This window comes from Kosakonia sp., assembly GCF_032104925.1.
Lineage (GTDB): Bacteria > Pseudomonadota > Gammaproteobacteria > Enterobacterales > Enterobacteriaceae > Kosakonia.
Genome location: NZ_DAMCGF010000013.1, coordinates 34535 through 51146 on the forward strand (window position 1 = coordinate 34535; position 16612 = coordinate 51146).

Consider the following 16612-nt stretch of genomic DNA (forward strand, 5'->3'; position numbering starts at 1 on the left):
ATAAATGTCAACGAACAATTGATGATTTTGCCAACAGCGCGTGATGCGCGATATACTGACGGTTCTCGCAGCAACTGAACGCTAATCCTATGAAATACGATACTTCTGAGCTTTGTGATATTTACCAGGAAGAGATCAACGTCGTGGAACCGCTGTTTTCCAATTTTGGCGGACGGTCGTCGTTTGGCGGACAAATCATCACGGTGAAATGTTTCGAGGATAACGGGTTGCTGTACGATCTGCTCGAACAAAACGGCCGTGGTCGCGTCCTGCTGGTCGACGGCGGTGGTTCAATGCGTCGTGCGTTAATCGACGCGGATCTCGCCCGCACTGCGGTGCAAAACGAGTGGGAAGGAATTGTAGTCTATGGCTCAGTACGCCAGGTAGACGATCTTGAAGAGCTGGATCTTGGGATTCAGGCGATTGCCGCCATTCCGGTTGGCGCAGCGGGCGAAGGTATCGGCGAAAGCGACGTACGTGTCAATTTCGGCGGCGTGACCTTCTTCTCCGGCGACCATCTTTATGCCGATAGCACTGGCATTATCCTTTCCGAAGATCCCCTCGATATCGAGTAAAAAAAGGGCACCGTCAGGTGCCCTTTTTCTTTTTGCCGGCTAGCGCTTCACTTATCCGACATCGCCGTACTTTCCCTGCCCATTTCGCGCTGTAGCTAAGCCCGTTTCTCCGGCAACGCCGTTACCGGGGTGAATACGCGCAACCAGTGCCGCGACAGCACGAAAAGCGTAATCAGACTTCTTCCATACGCCCCAGCAGCGCCTGCAAGCGTTCCTGCCAGCCGTGCTGCTGCTCTCTCAGCTGGTGGTTTTCACGCTCCAGCTCTTCACGGCTCTGCTGAGCAGACTGTACGTCCTGCGCCAGGCTATTGTTTTTCTCTTTCAGCTCTTCGATTTCCATCTGCAGCAGCGTGATGGTATCAATCGCCTGCTGCACCTTCGCTTCCAGTTTTTCAAACACTTCTAATGACATTGTCATACCTCTCCTGAGTTGCAAGGCGCTGATGGATATACACTTAATATCTTCGCGTTGCAGGTGCGTCGCCGCTTTCTTGCAACCCGAATGATGCGTGTCTTTAAAAATCCCCGTCCCGAAAATCGGCGACGCCTTATGATATTGAGCGGATCTCGCTTGTCCCCGATTGTATGAAGCCCACCAGCCCCTGTCCAGCGCAGAGCCGCGCTGTTTGCGCTTTGCAACACTTTTCGTCCTCATCCTGGTGCAACGCGCACGCCTACCACTAAATTGTTAAGGCCTGGGTTACAAAAATGATTCAGCTCACATTTCGCTATGGTGCAAAAACGCGCTTCAGCGCTCGAAAACGCTCATTTTATTGACGCAGTACACACATTTTAATTTCGATATTTCTCGTTTTTGCTCGTTAACGATAAATTAACACTATGTCTACACGACATCATGGGGGAGCGATCGCCCGTGCTAACAATAACCATTACTCTTTTGCAGGATCCGATTATGAGTCAGACATCAACCTTAAAAGGCCAGTGCATCGCCGAGTTTCTCGGCACCGGGTTGTTGATTTTCTTCGGTGTCGGCTGTGTCGCGGCGTTGAAAGTGGCTGGCGCCACCTTCGGCCAATGGGAAATCAGTATCATCTGGGGTTTGGGTGTGGCGATGGCCATCTACCTGACTGCAGGGGTTTCCGGCGCACATCTGAACCCGGCTGTGACTATTGCATTATGGCTCTTCGCTAGTTTTGATGGGCGCAAAGTTGTTCCCTTCATCATTTCTCAGTTTGCCGGCGCGTTTTGCGCGGCTGCACTTGTTTACGGGCTTTACTACAATCTTTTCCTCGATTTCGAACACACGCACAATATGGTGCGCGGCAGTGTTGAAAGTCTTGATCTGGCTGGTATTTTCTCTACCTACCCGAACCCGCACATCAACTTTGTGCAGGCCTTCGCCGTTGAAATGGTGATTACCGCTGTGCTGATGGGCGTCATCATGGCGTTAGGTGACGACGGCAACGGTATTCCGCGCGGCCCGCTGGCACCCTTGCTCATCGGTTTGTTGATTGCGGTTATCGGTGCATCCATGGGGCCACTGACGGGATTCGCCATGAACCCGGCGCGTGACCTTGGACCGAAAACGTTCGCCTGGCTTGCTGGCTGGGGCAACGTTGCCTTTACCGGCGGCAAAGATATTCCCTACTTCCTCGTCCCGCTGTTCGGGCCGATCGTAGGCGCGGCGCTCGGCGCATTCGGTTATCGTAAACTGATTGGTCGCCATCTGCCGTCTGGAACCAGTGAGGCGGCAGAAGAAAAAGGCACCGCCTCCACGACTCAACAAAAAGCTTCGCTGTAATGTGACTACGGGAACATAACCATGACTGACAAAAAATATATCGTTGCGCTCGACCAGGGCACTACCAGCTCCCGCGCCGTCGTGATGGATCATGACGCCAACATCATCAGCGTCTCACAGCGCGAGTTTGAACAAATTTATCCGAAGCCAGGCTGGGTTGAGCACGACCCGATGGAGATCTGGGCATCGCAGAGCTCAACGCTGGTCGAAGTGTTAGCGAAAGCGGATATCAATTCCGACGAGATCGCCGCTATCGGTATCACTAACCAGCGTGAAACCGCGATCGTCTGGGAACGTGAAACCGGCAAGCCAATTTATAACGCCATCGTCTGGCAGTGTCGCCGCACCGCCGATATTTGCGAAAAACTGAAGCGCGACGGCATGGAAGAGTATGTGCGCAACGCCACGGGTCTGGTGGTTGACCCGTATTTTTCTGGCACCAAAGTGAAATGGATCCTCGACCACGTTGAAGGCTCTCGCGAACGTGCGAAACGCGGCGAATTGCTGTTCGGTACCGTTGATACCTGGCTTATCTGGAAAATGACCCAGGGCCGCGTTCACGTGACGGATTACACCAACGCCTCGCGTACCATGCTGTTCAACATCCACGAGCTGGACTGGGATGACAAAATGCTGGAGGCGCTGGATATTCCGCGCGCCATGCTGCCGGAAGTACGTAAATCGTCTGAAGTTTACGGTCAGACCAACATTGGTGGTAAAGGCGGTACACGTATTCCTATCGCCGGGATCGCGGGCGACCAGCAGGCGGCGCTGTTTGGCCAGCTATGTGTGAAAGAAGGGATGGCGAAAAACACCTATGGTACCGGCTGCTTTATGCTGATGAACACCGGTGAGAAAGCGGTGAAATCTGAGCATGGTCTGCTGACCACCATCGGCTGCGGTCCGAAAGGTGAAGTGAACTACGCGCTGGAAGGTGCGGTGTTTATGGCGGGTGCGTCAATTCAGTGGTTGCGCGACGAGATGAAACTTATCAGCGACGCGTTCGACTCCGAATATTTCGCCACCAAAGTGAAAGATACCAACGGTGTGTACGTAGTACCGGCCTTTACCGGTCTGGGTGCACCGTACTGGGATCCGTATGCGCGCGGTGCTATTTTCGGTCTGACCCGTGGTGTCAATGCGAACCACATCATTCGCGCTACGCTTGAGTCTATCGCCTTCCAGACACGCGATGTACTGGAAGCGATGCAGGCGGATTCCGGCATTCGTTTACACGCGCTGCGCGTGGATGGTGGCGCAGTTGCCAACAACTTCCTGATGCAGTTCCAGTCTGACATTCTCGGCACGCGCGTAGAGCGTCCGGAAGTACGTGAAGTTACGGCGCTGGGCGCGGCGTACCTGGCGGGTCTTGCGGTTGGTTTCTGGCAGAATCTGGATGAGCTGCAGGAAAAAGCGGTTATCGAACGCGAATTCCGCCCGGGTATCGAAACCACCGAGCGTAACTTCCGCTACGACGGCTGGAAAAAAGCCGTCAAACGCGCGATGGCGTGGGAAGAGCGTGACGAGTAATTAGCCTCAACCTTGCCCTCTCTCCCCGGAGAGAGGGCTGCTCTACCAACCCTCCTCTTCTCGCTGTGATAAACTTCGCTCAATTTCTTTCACTATAGAGTTTGTTATGAGACGAGAACTTGCCATCGAATTCTCCCGCGTGACCGAAGCCGCAGCGCTAGCTGGCTACAAATGGCTGGGGCGTGGCGATAAGAACACCGCAGATGGCGCGGCGGTTAACGCTATGCGCATCATGCTCAACAATGTCGACATAGACGGCACCATCGTGATTGGCGAAGGCGAGATCGACGAAGCGCCGATGCTGTTTATTGGTGAAAAAGTCGGCACCGGTAAAGGCGATGCGGTCGATATTGCCGTTGACCCGATCGAAGGGACGCGCATGACGGCGATGGGCCAGGCCAACGCGCTGGCGGTGCTGGCGGTCGGCGATAAGGGCTGTTTCCTGAATGCGCCGGATATGTACATGGAAAAACTGATTGTCGGTCCTGGTGCGAAAGGCGCTATCGATCTCAATCTGCCGCTGGCCGATAACCTGCGTAATGTCGCCGCTGCGCTCGGCAAACCGCTGAGTGAACTGACGGTCACCATTCTGGCTAAACCACGCCACGACGCGACTATTGCCGAAATGCAGGCGCTGGGCGTCCGTGTTTTCGCGATTCCCGATGGCGATGTTGCCGCCTCCATCCTCACCTGTATGCCGGATAGCGAAGTGGATGTCCTGTACGGCATTGGCGGTGCGCCGGAAGGTGTGGTTTCCGCGGCGGTCATCCGCGCGCTTGATGGCGACATGCAGGGCCGCCTGCTGGCGCGCCATCAGGTGAAAGGCGATAACGAAGAGAACCGTCGTATTGGCGAATATGAATTAAAACGCTGCCGCGGCATGGGCATTGAAGCGGGCAATGTGCTGCGTCTGGATGAAATGGCGCGCAGTGACAATGTTATTTTCGCCGCTACCGGCATTACCAAAGGCGACCTGCTGGACGGCATCACCCGTAAGGGCAATATCGCCACCACCGAAACGCTGCTGATCCGCGGCAAATCGCGCACCATTCGCCGTATTCAATCTATTCACTATCTGGATCGTAAAGACCCGGAAGTGCAGCGTCATATACTGTAAGGGTATTTGTTCAATTGAGCTTTCCGGCCTTCACGGGCTGGAAATCTCGCACGACAGACACGAAGATAAGGCAACGCTACAGAACAGGAGAAAACCATGGCGGACTGGGTAACAGGAAAAGTCACAAAGGTGCAGTTCTGGACCGATGCGCTATTCAGCCTCACCGTTCATGCCCCCGTTCACCCCTTCACTGCCGGACAATTCGCCAAACTTGGGCTGGAAATTGACGGCGAGCGCGTCCAGCGCGCCTACTCATACGTGAACGCCCCGAGCAATCCCGATCTGGAGTTCTACCTTGTCACCGTGCCGGAAGGGAAACTTAGCCCGCGCCTGGCCGCACTCCAGCCGGGAGACGAGGTGTTACTGGTGAGCGAAGCGGCGGGGTTCTTCGTGCTGGAAGAAGTGCCGGACTGCGACACTTTGTGGATGCTGGCAACCGGCACCGCGATTGGGCCGTACTTGTCGATGTTGCAGGAAGGCAAAGATCTGGAGCGTTTCAAAAACCTGGTGCTGGTACATGCGGTGCGCTACGCGGCGGATTTAAGTTATTTACCGCTAATGCTGGAGCTGCAAAAACGTTATGAAGGGAAACTGCGGATTCAGACGGTGGTCAGCCGGGAAACCCTTTCCGGTTCGCTGACCGGGCGCGTTCCGGCGTTGATTGAAAGCGGTGCGCTGGAAGAAGCGGTCGGGCTGCCGATGACAGCGGAGACCAGCCATGTGATGCTGTGCGGCAACCCGCAGATGGTGCGCGATACCACACAGTTACTGAAAGATACCCGCCAGATGGCGAAACATCTGCGCCGCCGCCCCGGGCATATCACCGCCGAACACTACTGGTGATCAGCGGTATTTCACATCCAGTGTCTCTTTGCCGTACTTATTTTCCCCCTGGGTGCCCACAAATGCGCCCAGGTCGATGACCATCATGACAATAATCACCACCGGGATCAGACGCCCCACCGTCCACTCCAGCGTACCGCCCAGTACCTGCCAGTTGCCCGACAGCAGCATCCACGCCAGCACCAGCAAAAAACCCCACGCGCCGTGACGCCCCCGGTCATGCAGACGTTTTACCATCACGCAGGTTGTCGGCCAGATCAGGCACACAAGGATAAATGCCGCCATCTGAAAATCGAGCATGCCGCCGTTGGCGAGCGTGAACAGCACCGTCATACTCAATAGCCAGAGGATCATCCAGACCCAAAAATCGCGACGCCCAATGCGCCCTTTAAAAGAGAACAACCACTGCTGTATGCCCATGTAAGGTTCCTTATTATCGTAGTGCCGCGTAGTTTACCCTGGCGGCGGGAGTTTTTGACAAGCCAGCCCGATATCGTTTTAATCGTGAGCAAACTCAACAGAGGGCGATGTGAATGAAAGCATGGCGTTATCCCATTTGGCTGCTCTTTTCCGCGCTGGTTTTCAGCATACCGGCTCATGCAGAAGAGCCGTCGACCGCCACCACTGCGCCCTATTTATTGCCGGGCGCGCCGACATTTGATCAGTCGATTAGTCAGTTTCGTGAGAAATTCAACACCGATAACCCAACGCTGGCGCTCAGTGAATTTCGCGCGGTGGATAGCCGGGGCGATCAGGCGAACCTGACGCGCGCAGCCACGAAAATCAATGATTATCTCTACGCCTCGACGGCGCTGGAGCGCGGTACGCTGAAAATCAAATCGATGCAGATAACCTGGCTGCCGGTGCAAGGTCCAGAGCAAAAAGCGGCGAAAGCAAAAGCTCAGGAGTATATGGCGGCGTTTATCCGCGCCTTTTCACCGACGTTAACCGCCGCACAAAGTACGCAAAAGCTGCAAAAGTTGCTGACTAACGGCAAAAACAAACCCTACTACGCCGAAACGGAAGGCGCGATTCGCTATGTGGTAGCAGACAACGGTGAAAAAGGGCTGACCTTCGCTGTTGAACCGATTAAGCTGACGCTATCTGATTCGCTGGAAGAGAACAATAAATGACAAAAAGCAAAGCCTTTCAGGGGATGAATCTCTATACTGTTTCACAGACCATGCTGCCCTGAGGGGCGGCCATATTCCTTAATTCGCCAAGCGCGTGGAGAGTAAAAATGCGACATCCTTTAGTGATGGGTAACTGGAAACTGAACGGCAGCCGCCACATGGTAAACGAACTGGTTGCAAACCTGCGTACCGAGCTGGCTGGCGTAACGGGTTGTGCTGTCTCAATCGCTCCGCCGGAAATGTACCTCGATCTGGCCAAACACGCCGCTGACGGCAGCCACATTGTACTGGGCGCGCAAAACGTTGACGTTAACCTGTCTGGCGCATTCACCGGCGAAACCTCTGCCGAAATGCTGAAAGATATTGGCGCGAAATACATCATCATCGGCCACTCTGAGCGCCGTACTTACCACAAAGAATCCGACGAGTTGATCGCGAAGAAATTCGCCGTGCTGAAAGCGCAGGGTCTGACGCCGGTTCTGTGCATCGGTGAAACCGAAGCAGAAAACGAAGCCGGTAAAACTGAAGAAGTATGCGCACGTCAGATCGACGCCGTGCTGAAAACGCAGGGTGCTGCGGCATTCGAAGGCGCGGTAATTGCCTACGAACCGGTTTGGGCTATCGGTACCGGCAAATCCGCGACCCCGGCACAGGCACAGGCTGTTCACAAATTTATCCGTGACCACATTGCAAAAGCCGACGCGAAAGTGGCTGAACAAGTGATCATTCAGTACGGCGGTTCCGTTAACGCTGGCAACGCAGCTGAGCTGTTCACCCAGCCGGATATCGACGGCGCACTGGTTGGCGGCGCATCCCTGAAAGCTGACGCTTTTGCGGTGATCGTTAAAGCGGCAGAAGCTGCAAAACAGGCGTAATTCTGTTTTACCCTCTCCCGACCCGGGAGAGGGTTTTACCTCACAATTTCCCCAGCACGCTAAACCACGCGTAATCCAGCGGTAACAACACCAGATACGTCACCACTGCCAGTGCCAGACAGAGCAGCATCCCCGATCTCGCCGGGACTTTGCCGAGCGCCATCGCCACCACAATCGGCGACGCCTGATACGGCAACAGCGGCGTGGAATATCCCAGCACCTGAATCATGATCACTGACAACAACGGAAAACCGGTGGCGTCGGCAAAACTCTGCGCAAGCGTAGTAAACAGCGCCGGTACGCCGTTAGCGGTCATAATAAAATTCAGGGCGGTGGTAATGCCGGTCAGCGCCAGGAAACTGGTGAACGGCCGCGCCGGATCGAGCGGCATCACATGCAGCAGCGCATCACCAACGGCGCTACCGATCCCGGTTTGCGTCACCGTAATCGCCAGGCCAAGAATTCCCGCCACATAGATACAGGTGCGAATATTCACGCCGCTGGAAAATTCATCACCCGTGATAAACCCCACACGCGGCAGCAGCGTCACGCAGGCGGCAGCCAGTCCCGTCCACGCAGGTCCGATGCCGTGCCAGCTTTCGGTAACCCACAACGTCAGCACCACCGCCAGCATCCACGCCAGCCGTTTTTCTGCCCGGCTCATCGGTTCAGAAGGGGCTTGCTCGCGGGGCGCACGTGGCTGACCGGGAAAAAGCCAGCAAATAAGGCCAATCAAGATCAGCCCTTTTAAAATGCCAAGCACCGGCGTATGTAGCAGCAGATAAGGCACATAGTTAAGATGAATGCCGTAAGAGCCTTCTGCCGCGCCGCTCATCACCAGGTTTGGTACGTTAGCGGGCAAAATAGTTGCCGATAACTGGAAAGTGCCAAAACCGACCGCCAGCGCCAGCCCGTACCACGAACGGGTGCCTTCGTGAATACCCGCGCGCGCCGCCATTGCCGCGACGATCGGCATCAACAGCGCAATGCGCCCCATGTTCGAAGGCATCACAAACGCCAGTGCGTAACTGAGCAGTACGACGCTTGCGACCATTTGCAGCCATGAGTCGGTCAGCTTTGCCGATAACGCTCTCGCCGCCCGATCCGCCAGCCCGGTTTTGCGTATTGCCACACCGAGCACGAACCCGCTGAACACCAGCCAGAAAGCCGATGACGCGAAGCCACCAAAGATCACCTCCGGCGGAGCAATTTTCGCCACCATCGCCGCCGTAAAAAACAGCAGCGCGGTGATAAATTCCGGCAATAACGAGGTGGCCCACAACACAATAGTGATGCCGACAATGACAGAGGGAAGGAACAGAGGGTGAGAAAACCAGAACGACATGCCTGTCTCCTGTAGTTTTTTTCAGCAAGTCTACGGTGACAGGCAGGCGGAGTAAACGTGAATTATGGTGGGGTTATTTCAGGATATCGCATTGATGATCCTGAATTTCCTCTGCCGATGCGCGATTAAGCGCTAACAGATTACGCTCGGTGGCCAGCAGCACAAACGAGCCATCGGCCTGCTGCGCCAGTGCCAGCGCGAAGCGGCCCATATGCGCTTTTGCTTCCGGCACTTCTTCTGCCAGCATCAAAAACGGGCTGCGTTGCACCAGCTCCGCTTCCGTCACGCGACGCGCTAAATATTGATGACCGAGCAGCCCCCCCGGAAATGCCAGCCACTGGCTGCTGATACGTGCGGCATTGTCATTCAGTTGCGTGCGCACATCAGGACGCAGGCAGGAGATATGAATATGAAAATGGTTCTGTGTGCGCCCGGAGCGTGAATTAATGGTTAAGGAGATGGCGTTGTCCGGCACCGTGCTGCCACGCAGTTTGCTCATCACATCGCGGGATTGCCACGCCTGCCAGAAGAAGTTGGGCGTTGTCGGTTGCAGCAGCAACGGGCTTTCCGTGCCGTTGATGCGGTACGTTGGCATCAGCAAAAACTGCAGCGGCCCATTGCGATCTTTCATCAGCACATAGCCGCCTTTCAGGTTCACCTGGGCGCAGGGTTTTGGCGAGTCATGCTCACGCATGTTCGGTAAACATTGTTCGGTAACGATATGGCGCAGCGCATCCGGGTTACCGCTGTTTTTAAACCACAACCACGCTCCCGCCGCTGCCAGTAAGGCCAGCACCAACAGAACAATGACGACGCGACGCACTGTTTTCATTTTTTCCGCTTCCTTTGCTGAAAGAACCGGAATGATAGCGCAAATTGCCCGGCAAGTTGAAAATCCTGGATTTTACGCAGACAGAAAAGAAGACGCCCTCTTACGAGGGCGTTTGGCGAGATTAACGTTTACTGATTTGATCGAACGTACCGCCGTTGGAGAAGTGCTCTTTTTGCGCCTTCGTCCAGCCACCGAACACATCATCAATGGTGAAGAGTTTCAGTTTCGGGAACGCGCTGGCGTATTTCGCCGCCACCTGCGCATCACGCGGGCGATAGAAGTTCTTCGCTGCGATTTCCTGACCTTCCGGCGAGTAGAGATATTTCAGGTAGGCTTCCGCTACTTTCTCAGTGCCTTTCTTCTCTGCCACTTTGTCGACAACGGAGACGGTCGGCTCTGCGAGAATAGATTCGCTCGGGGTGACAATTTCAAATTTGTCTTTGCCCAGTTCGTTGGTTGCCAGCAGCGCTTCGTTTTCCCACGCAATCAGTACATCACCGATACCGCGCTCAACGAAAGTATTGGTCGCACCGCGCGCACCGGAATCCAGCACTTCTACATTTTTAAACAGCGCTTTGACAAACTCCTGCGCTTTTGCCTGATCGCCGCCGTTCTGATGCAGCGCATAACCCCAGGCCGCCAGGTAGTTCCAGCGCGCACCACCGGAGCTTTTCGGGTTCGGCGTGATCACCGAAACGCCCGGTTTAATCAGGTCGTTCCAGTCATGAATCTGTTTCGGATTGCCTTTACGCACCAGGAAAACGATGGTCGAGGTGTACGGAGCGGAGTTGTCCGGCAGGCGTTTGATCCAGTTTTTATCGATACGGCCACGTTCTGCAATCGCGTCAACATCGTAGGCCAGCGCCAGAGTTACCACATCGGCATCGATACCGTTGATAACCGATGTTGCCTGTTTGCCGGAGCCGCCATGGGACTGACGAATCACAACGTTGTCGCCAGTCTCTTGTTTCCAGTGCGCGCTGAAGGCTTTGTTGTATTGCTCATACAGCTCACGCGTTGGATCGTAAGAGACGTTTAGTAACTGGATATCCTTTGCCAGAACGCTGGTGGAAGCCAGCAGTAATGTAATCCCCAAGCCCCATTTATTCATCGCCCGCTCTCTTAAAGTTATCGATTTTGATGTCGTCAGACTGCCAGAAAGGCATCCAATGATTAAAGAATAAAAAAAGATTGGCTATAACTTTAGGGAATAAATGGGGATAAAAAAACGCCCTCGCTATTGAGGGCGTTTTTGCACTTAGTAGAGTTTTTTCGCGCAGTCGAGCCAGTCGCCTTTGAACGGGCGTTTCATGTTCTCGATAGCGTCGATGATGTCGTGATGTACCATTTTTTCGTTCTGAATACCGACACAGCGACCGCCGTAGCCCTGCAACAGCAGCTCGATCGCATAAGAACCCATACGGGAAGCCAGAATGCGGTCGTAAGGTACCGGAGAGCCGCCGCGCTGAATATGGCCAAGAACGGTAGCGCGAGTTTCACGCTGAGTTTCGCTTTCGATGTACTTCGCCAGCTCGTCGATATCGCAGATATGCTCGGTAATCGCCACGATGGCGTGTTTTTTACCTTTGGCGATACCCGCTTTGATCTCTGCTACCAGGTCTTCACGGTTGAATTCCACTTCCGGCAGTACGATAAACTCGCAACCGCCCGCAATCGCCGCTGCCAGCGTCAGGTCGCCACAGTAGCGCCCCATGACTTCAACGATGGAGATACGCTGGTGAGAAGAAGAGGTGTCACGCAGGCGGTCGATGGCTTCAACCACGGTTTGCAGCGCGGTGAAGTAACCGATGGTGTAGTCAGTACCGGCAACGTCGTTATCGATGGTGCCCGGCAGACCGATGCACGGGAAACCCATTTCAGTCAGGCGCTTAGCACCCATGTAGGAACCGTCGCCGCCGATAACCACCAGCGCATCGATACCGCGTTTTTTCATGTTCTCAATAGCCACGGCGCGGATATGCTCTTCACGGAATTCCGGGAAGCGGGCGGAGCCGAGGAATGTGCCGCCGCGGTTGATCATGTCGGACACGCTGTAGCGGTCAAGTTGGATCATGCGGTCTTCGTACAGGCCGAGGTAACCGTCATAGATACCTGCCACTTCCAGACCTTCTGTCAATGCTGCGCGGACGACACCGCGGATCGCGGCATTCATGCCTGGCGCATCACCGCCACTTGTCAACACACCGATTTTTTTAATCATGACTACCTCTGAACTTAGGAATGCAAAATAAAATTCTGTGGCCCGAAGCGACTCCCTGTGGGAGCGAACAACTATGCTGCAAATAGTATATCAATCCCAGCTTGCTGAATTGATTCAGGTCAGACCAAATGGCGGTAATTTATACACAAAAAGTTGGTCTGGCTCACTTTTTTACAACGAAATACGAAAGCCTCTACGTGCTTATCGTCCTTGAGGTACTACCGAACAAGGATCCTGATGGAGTATCACATCAGAACCCGGGAAACGTTGCAGAATCGCCTGTTCTACCTGCTCAGCAATAAGATGCGCCTGAACGAGCGGCAGGTTATCTTCCATTTCCAGATGTATTTGAATAAAGCGGGTCGGCCCTGACTGCCGCGTGCGAAGATCGTGAGCGCCGCTGACGCCCGGCCAGGAGGTGACAATGGTGAAAATTTCCTGTCGCTCTTCGTCGGGTAAGGCTCTGTCCAGCAATGCCTGAACGGCGTCATACCCCATGTGTAACGCGCTATACAAAATATAGCTGCCAATACCCAGCGCAAACAATGCATCTGCACGATGCCATCCATACCAGGAGAGACCCAGCGCGATGAGAATTGCGCCGTTCATCATAACATCAGACTGATAATGAAGCATATCCGCCCGCACCGCCTGGCTGTGGGTTTTCCGCACGACCCAGCGCTGAAAAGTGACAAGGATCACAGTACTAAACAGCGCGATCAGCGTGACCGTAATACCAATGCCAGCATCACGAAGCGGTTCAGGTTTAGCAAGGTGCTGAATACCGGTCAAAAACAGGAACAACGCCGAACCAGAAATAAACATACTTTGTGCCAGCGCCGCCAGCGATTCCGCCTTTCCGTGGCCGAATGTATGTTCTTCATCGGCCGGTTGCAGCGAATAGCGTACAACTAACAAGTTGGTTAGCGACGCGGCGATATCTACCAGCGAATCAACCAGCGCCGCCAAAATACTGACCGAACCGGTAAACCACCACGCGAATATTTTAATGATCAACAGTGACGACGCCATGACGGTCGCCGCAACTGCTGCCCGGGTAACCAAACGCCCATAGGATTGATTCATAAACGCTCCTGCCTGGATCCAGCAGGGATTATAACGAAAGGCAGGCAACAGCAATGGGAAAATTAAGCAGTGGAATTGCGGGCAAAAAACCCCCACATCGTGTGGGGGAAGACAGGGATGGGGAAGGAACTCTCTCTTTAATCAATTGTAATAAATGGATTTATTGCAAAAGCTGTCTACCTGTTGACTACATATCGACAAAGCGGCCGGGCATCTGCCCGGTGGTCTGTTTAAAAATCTGCGCAAATTATTTCCAGCCGCAGGCTTCCTGAAGCGGCTTAATGGCTTGCGGCAGACCGGCAAGATCAAACGTTGCGCTCACCGTGTTTTCACCATATGGAGTAACCTGAAGAAATAAGCGGGCAGATGTTGCGAGCTCTTTGGCAAGCTCGATCGTGTTGCCCCGGTAAAAGGCTGCCTTGTTGTCAGCAGAGATCCCCCATGAATTGGTTTGTGCTTTCGCTTTATCCAACCTGTACAGCACCTCTGTATCCCCCATACCGAGATATACGCCCCAATTGATAAATAGCTCGGTTTTATTCTCCCGGCATATAACATACAAACCCGGTGTAACCGTCTCGCCAAATTGTGAGCGAATTGGCTGATTAGCAGACAAGCTGAGAGTGACGTTTTTTGAATCATCGACCGGTGATAGTTCTGAATCTATCTGCCATTTTCCGGCGCCTTCCGCTGTTTTATTATGAGCAGTTGCTGCAGGTGGCATAATTTTATCGTAACAAGCCAGACGCCTGTCACTGTTTGTTTCAGACTGGCATGTTGTCAGACCTTCCTTATCAATATTATCCGCAGCATATATTTTTGAAAAAGCCGAAAACAAAAACACCATGAATATAATTATTTTATTCATAATGTATTCCTTATACTTTCGGTCTGGTCAGAAAAACAATCATGCCGATAATAATATCGCCGATAACCCATATCACCCCCAGGAGCATCACGCCGATGCCCGCGCCAATCGTCGCGCCTGCACGTTCCGCTTCTGTCGTTGCGGCATCGATCACTTCACCACTCCCACCCGCACCGGCAAATAGGCAATAAATCATAAATATGTTGAATATAATAAATATCCATTTTACCGCTTTCCCGAATAATGTTCGTTTCGGTTTTCTTATTTGCTGCCCGCAGGATGGACATTTTAATGCAGAATCACTGACTTCTTTTCCACATTCCGGGCAATGAATTAACGCCATTTTATTTCTCTCCATAGAAATAGTTATTTAACCGGCGTAAAACATAGCAGGTGAAAAAGTTTCGATAAATAAAAAACCCGCCGAAAGGCGGGTTATTTTTATAGCGCTAACGATATCTGATCGTCCCCCTTGTGACTTCGCGGGAAAACATCCGGAACCGTTGCGCCGAGTACGGTTTTGACTTCATTTAGCGGGCCATCAATATGGGTCATGCTTGTGAAGCAGTAACCGCATGTCAGATTCTGGCACTGGTGATAGCTGCGCCGTACTAATGGGCTTAGTTCGGTGCTGGTTCGGGTCTTTGCCGCTGCGCGGCAACGAGGGCAGCGTAATGCCATACGTGCGCCTCCTTTCTTGCGGGTTAATATCGCCGCAAGTATAACGTCTACGCTGTTGAATCGTCACTTTCTGCCGCCCCGTTGGCGCTCTTCACTTCCGGCGCTGGCGATGTGGTAAACCCGCAGCCGCCCATATAATGAACGCCGCGCGTAATCGTCCAGTTCCCGCTGTCGATCACGGCCTTAAATCCGCTTTTGCCGGCCGCCAAGCACAGTAAACCGGCGTTTACGATGTGCCGGTTCCTTAATGAATACGCACTGTCGCGGGCACTCTGCGAATGCCCGCTGCACTGGTTATTCAATTGTTTCCAGGATCATATACACCGTTTCTTTGCTTACCCCCGCCGGGAAACCGAAGTTTTTAATAAGCAGCGGCAGGTTATCCATCGCTTCCTGATAGTCGAGAAAGCGTGTCGCGCTTGGCCCGGCGGTTACAACGTAGGTGTCTTTTACTACTTTACTGATTTGTGCTTTTTCCATGATGTTTCCTCACTTTTTGACCGTCTTCACGCCGGTCACTGCGTCATATGTCCGTTCACAACTGCGCCCGGCGGTGTAAGCCCGGTCAGCCTCTTTTGCATACTCTCCCGCTGCCGCGTCAGATTCGCGGAGCAAGTCGGCAAGCAATATGCCGGCCTTTTCCCTTGCCGCGCGTTCTGCTGCAAGTGCGGATAGTTTGCCGGTTTCACTTCTGGCGAGGCTGTTTCGAAGTTCGGCGACTGATTTGTGCAGCTTGTCGCCAGCACGCTTAGCAGCATCAACATCGGCCTGCGCACTTGCCCGTTCCTCATCGGCTTGTTTCCTTTCTGCATCGGCTGCACGCTGTCGCCGGTGCTCTTCTGCTCTTTCCTGCGCCTGGCGTTGCGCCAGCGCGTTTGCGTCATCCCGATCGCGCTGCGCCCACTTTATCCGCCAGGCGTTATTTGCCTGCATTGCCCCGTGGTGATCTCCCGCCCAGAACAGCGCGATACTTATCAGCACCGTGATGACCTTCAGCCAGTATTGACCGATAAACGACACCATCAGGCCGGGTAACTCGCGTGTGGCAACTGAAAATGCGGGCCGTCTTTTAGCGTCTGCCAGTCGCCGCCCCACTCGACCGGGATGCCCATTGCTTCGCTTGCCTGCTTAAAGGCGGCGGCGATCGTCTCATAGTATTTCCACTCCCAGGATCCGCCGTTTGTCGGGTATGCAAACACGTCGATCGCATGACCGGTGATGTGCCTGCTTTTCATGGTCTGGCTTGCGCCGCTGGCTACCAGTTGCTTTTGACGCGCCAGAGTTCGCAGCCCTTCGGTGACGCCAAAATCGACCGGCGAAAGCTGCAGCGCTGCCCGCGCCAGTCGCGCCAGATCGGGGTGCACGCCGCGCAGGTTGCTATCGCTGCGCCGACTGAAAGAAAAGTTATTCCCCACTTTTTACTCTCCGATTCCGGCTATCGACGAAACTGGTAATTTTGTCCCGAATTTTTTCCGCGCCCATAAATCCTACGGATGCGCCAACGAGTGTTGCGGAGGTGATCGGCAGGCCAAAGAAATCCAGAGACGTGGCCAGAACCGCCGTCATGACGCCGCAGGCCAGTGCGCCCGTAACGGTCTTCACAACTGGCTGGCCGTCATAAAGGCTCATCAGCGAAGAGAGGCTGACAGCGGCCAAAACCGCATAAATAATGGGCAGATGGGTAGCGATCCATTTCACTGTTTTTTTCTCGCTGTTTGAATTGTTCATATCGCGCTGAGTCCCA

General features: G+C 53.9%; 21 protein-coding genes. 7 read left to right on the plus strand and 14 right to left on the minus strand.

The genetic code is table 11. From position 1 onward, the window contains the following. Positions 1-89: 89 nt before the first annotated feature. A complete protein-coding gene (rraA, locus tag RT644_RS20235; protein ID WP_313627824.1) occupies positions 90-575 on the plus strand; it encodes a ribonuclease E activity regulator RraA in 486 nt (161 codons plus the stop codon). A gap of 172 nt (positions 576-747) precedes the next feature. Here rraA and zapB read toward each other — a convergent pair whose 3' ends face one another. Further along, positions 748-993 carry a septal ring assembly protein ZapB gene (gene zapB / locus RT644_RS20240; RefSeq protein WP_086873298.1) on the minus strand — a complete coding sequence of 82 codons (246 nt, stop codon included), beginning with the start codon at positions 991-993 and terminating at the stop codon, positions 748-750. A gap of 495 nt (positions 994-1488) precedes the next feature. On the opposite strand from zapB, the gene RT644_RS20245 reads away from it, so the two are divergent. The 4 genes from RT644_RS20245 (at position 1489) to fpr (ending at position 5827) form a co-directional block, all read left to right on the plus strand. Continuing rightward, the gene (locus RT644_RS20245; protein WP_017459641.1) at positions 1489-2337 is read left to right on the plus strand and encodes an MIP/aquaporin family protein; all 849 of its coding nucleotides are present in this window, start codon (positions 1489-1491) and stop codon (positions 2335-2337) included. 21 nt (positions 2338-2358) lie between these two features. Then, positions 2359-3867, plus strand: coding sequence for a glycerol kinase GlpK (gene glpK / locus RT644_RS20250; RefSeq protein WP_020455954.1), 1509 nt, complete (start codon positions 2359-2361; stop codon positions 3865-3867). A gap of 106 nt (positions 3868-3973) precedes the next feature. Continuing rightward, positions 3974-4984: a class II fructose-bisphosphatase gene (gene glpX / locus RT644_RS20255; protein ID WP_017459643.1), complete on the plus strand. Its 1011-nt coding sequence runs from the start codon at positions 3974-3976 to the stop codon at positions 4982-4984. Positions 4985-5080: 96 nt separating this feature from the next. After that, complete coding sequence (fpr, locus tag RT644_RS20260) at positions 5081-5827, plus strand: ferredoxin--NADP(+) reductase (protein ID WP_020455953.1); 747 nt, start codon at positions 5081-5083, stop codon at positions 5825-5827. Here the strand turns inward: fpr and RT644_RS20265 are convergent, their stop codons facing one another. Further along, the gene (locus tag RT644_RS20265; RefSeq protein WP_020455952.1) at positions 5828-6247 is read right to left on the minus strand and encodes a DUF805 domain-containing protein; all 420 of its coding nucleotides are present in this window, start codon (positions 6245-6247) and stop codon (positions 5828-5830) included. A 113-nt stretch (positions 6248-6360) separates the two neighbouring features. Between RT644_RS20265 and RT644_RS20270 the strand changes: the two genes are divergently transcribed. Both RT644_RS20270 and tpiA read left to right on the plus strand, forming a co-directional pair. Then, a complete protein-coding gene (locus RT644_RS20270; protein WP_020455951.1) occupies positions 6361-6960 on the plus strand; it encodes a YiiQ family protein in 600 nt (199 codons plus the stop codon). Between the two features lie 107 nt (positions 6961-7067). Continuing rightward, positions 7068-7835, plus strand: a complete 768-nt coding sequence (gene tpiA, locus RT644_RS20275) for a triose-phosphate isomerase (protein ID WP_017459647.1) — start codon at positions 7068-7070, stop codon at positions 7833-7835. Positions 7836-7875: 40 nt separating this feature from the next. On the opposite strand, the gene RT644_RS20280 is transcribed toward tpiA, so the two are convergent. The 12 genes from RT644_RS20280 to RT644_RS20335 form a co-directional block, all read right to left on the minus strand. Beyond that, on the minus strand, positions 7876-9180 hold the full coding sequence (locus RT644_RS20280) for an SLC13 family permease (protein ID WP_313627828.1): 1305 nt from the start codon (positions 9178-9180) through the stop codon (positions 7876-7878). 73 nt (positions 9181-9253) lie between these two features. After that, positions 9254-10012: a CDP-diacylglycerol diphosphatase gene (locus RT644_RS20285; protein WP_313627830.1), complete on the minus strand. Its 759-nt coding sequence runs from the start codon at positions 10010-10012 to the stop codon at positions 9254-9256. Between the two features lie 121 nt (positions 10013-10133). Beyond that, complete coding sequence (locus RT644_RS20290) at positions 10134-11123, minus strand: sulfate ABC transporter substrate-binding protein (protein WP_020455947.1); 990 nt, start codon at positions 11121-11123, stop codon at positions 10134-10136. Positions 11124-11270: 147 nt separating this feature from the next. After that, entirely contained in the window at positions 11271-12233 is a 963-nt protein-coding gene (pfkA, locus tag RT644_RS20295; RefSeq protein WP_017459651.1) for a 6-phosphofructokinase, read from the minus strand. Between the two features lie 201 nt (positions 12234-12434). Continuing rightward, positions 12435-13319, minus strand: coding sequence for a CDF family cation-efflux transporter FieF (fieF, locus tag RT644_RS20300; RefSeq protein WP_313627831.1), 885 nt, complete (start codon positions 13317-13319; stop codon positions 12435-12437). 247 nt (positions 13320-13566) lie between these two features. After that, positions 13567-14187 carry a type VI secretion system-associated protein TagO gene (locus RT644_RS20305; protein ID WP_020455945.1) on the minus strand — a complete coding sequence of 207 codons (621 nt, stop codon included), beginning with the start codon at positions 14185-14187 and terminating at the stop codon, positions 13567-13569. A 10-nt stretch (positions 14188-14197) separates the two neighbouring features. Beyond that, positions 14198-14530 (minus strand): zinc ribbon domain-containing protein, encoded by a 333-nt coding sequence (locus tag RT644_RS20310; RefSeq protein WP_313627833.1) that lies wholly within the window; start codon positions 14528-14530, stop codon positions 14198-14200. Between the two features lie 98 nt (positions 14531-14628). After that, positions 14629-14868 carry an ogr/Delta-like zinc finger family protein gene (locus tag RT644_RS20315; protein ID WP_313627835.1) on the minus strand — a complete coding sequence of 80 codons (240 nt, stop codon included), beginning with the start codon at positions 14866-14868 and terminating at the stop codon, positions 14629-14631. A 294-nt stretch (positions 14869-15162) separates the two neighbouring features. After that, positions 15163-15348, minus strand: coding sequence for a hypothetical protein (locus RT644_RS20320; RefSeq protein ID WP_020455942.1), 186 nt, complete (start codon positions 15346-15348; stop codon positions 15163-15165). Positions 15349-15357: 9 nt separating this feature from the next. After that, complete coding sequence (locus RT644_RS20325) at positions 15358-15891, minus strand: DUF2514 family protein (protein WP_313627836.1); 534 nt, start codon at positions 15889-15891, stop codon at positions 15358-15360. Continuing rightward, a complete protein-coding gene (locus RT644_RS20330; RefSeq protein WP_313627838.1) occupies positions 15891-16283 on the minus strand; it encodes a M15 family metallopeptidase in 393 nt (130 codons plus the stop codon). Before RT644_RS20330 ends, RT644_RS20325 begins: the two co-directional genes overlap by 1 nt. Then, complete coding sequence (locus RT644_RS20335) at positions 16273-16596, minus strand: phage holin family protein (RefSeq protein WP_020455939.1); 324 nt, start codon at positions 16594-16596, stop codon at positions 16273-16275. Before RT644_RS20335 ends, RT644_RS20330 begins: the two co-directional genes overlap by 11 nt. Positions 16597-16612 lie beyond the last annotated feature (16 nt).

Bases quoted from the DNA above. Each gene is read 5' to 3' on its own strand.
- RT644_RS20280 (WP_313627828.1), bottom strand. From the start codon at position 9,180: ATGTCGTTCTGGTTTTCTCACCCTCTGTTCCTTCCCTCTGTCATTGTC.
- glpX (WP_017459643.1), top strand. From the start codon at position 3,974: ATGAGACGAGAACTTGCCATCGAATTCTCCCGCGTGACCGAAGCCGCA.
- RT644_RS20310 (WP_313627833.1), bottom strand. From the start codon at position 14,530: ATGGCGTTAATTCATTGCCCGGAATGTGGAAAAGAAGTCAGTGATTCT.
- zapB (WP_086873298.1), bottom strand. From the start codon at position 993: ATGACAATGTCATTAGAAGTGTTTGAAAAACTGGAAGCGAAGGTGCAG.
- glpK (WP_020455954.1), top strand. From the start codon at position 2,359: ATGACTGACAAAAAATATATCGTTGCGCTCGACCAGGGCACTACCAGC.
- fpr (WP_020455953.1), top strand. From the start codon at position 5,081: ATGGCGGACTGGGTAACAGGAAAAGTCACAAAGGTGCAGTTCTGGACC.
- rraA (WP_313627824.1), top strand. From the start codon at position 90: ATGAAATACGATACTTCTGAGCTTTGTGATATTTACCAGGAAGAGATC.
- RT644_RS20290 (WP_020455947.1), bottom strand. From the start codon at position 11,123: ATGAATAAATGGGGCTTGGGGATTACATTACTGCTGGCTTCCACCAGC.
- RT644_RS20245 (WP_017459641.1), top strand. From the start codon at position 1,489: ATGAGTCAGACATCAACCTTAAAAGGCCAGTGCATCGCCGAGTTTCTC.
- RT644_RS20270 (WP_020455951.1), top strand. From the start codon at position 6,361: ATGAAAGCATGGCGTTATCCCATTTGGCTGCTCTTTTCCGCGCTGGTT.
- RT644_RS20335 (WP_020455939.1), bottom strand. From the start codon at position 16,596: ATGAACAATTCAAACAGCGAGAAAAAAACAGTGAAATGGATCGCTACC.
- pfkA (WP_017459651.1), bottom strand. From the start codon at position 12,233: ATGATTAAAAAAATCGGTGTGTTGACAAGTGGCGGTGATGCGCCAGGC.
- fieF (WP_313627831.1), bottom strand. From the start codon at position 13,319: ATGAATCAATCCTATGGGCGTTTGGTTACCCGGGCAGCAGTTGCGGCG.
- tpiA (WP_017459647.1), top strand. From the start codon at position 7,068: ATGCGACATCCTTTAGTGATGGGTAACTGGAAACTGAACGGCAGCCGC.
- RT644_RS20325 (WP_313627836.1), bottom strand. From the start codon at position 15,891: ATGGTGTCGTTTATCGGTCAATACTGGCTGAAGGTCATCACGGTGCTG.
- RT644_RS20320 (WP_020455942.1), bottom strand. From the start codon at position 15,348: ATGGAAAAAGCACAAATCAGTAAAGTAGTAAAAGACACCTACGTTGTA.
- RT644_RS20305 (WP_020455945.1), bottom strand. From the start codon at position 14,187: ATGAATAAAATAATTATATTCATGGTGTTTTTGTTTTCGGCTTTTTCA.
- RT644_RS20265 (WP_020455952.1), bottom strand. From the start codon at position 6,247: ATGGGCATACAGCAGTGGTTGTTCTCTTTTAAAGGGCGCATTGGGCGT.
- RT644_RS20285 (WP_313627830.1), bottom strand. From the start codon at position 10,012: ATGAAAACAGTGCGTCGCGTCGTCATTGTTCTGTTGGTGCTGGCCTTA.
- RT644_RS20315 (WP_313627835.1), bottom strand. From the start codon at position 14,868: ATGGCATTACGCTGCCCTCGTTGCCGCGCAGCGGCAAAGACCCGAACC.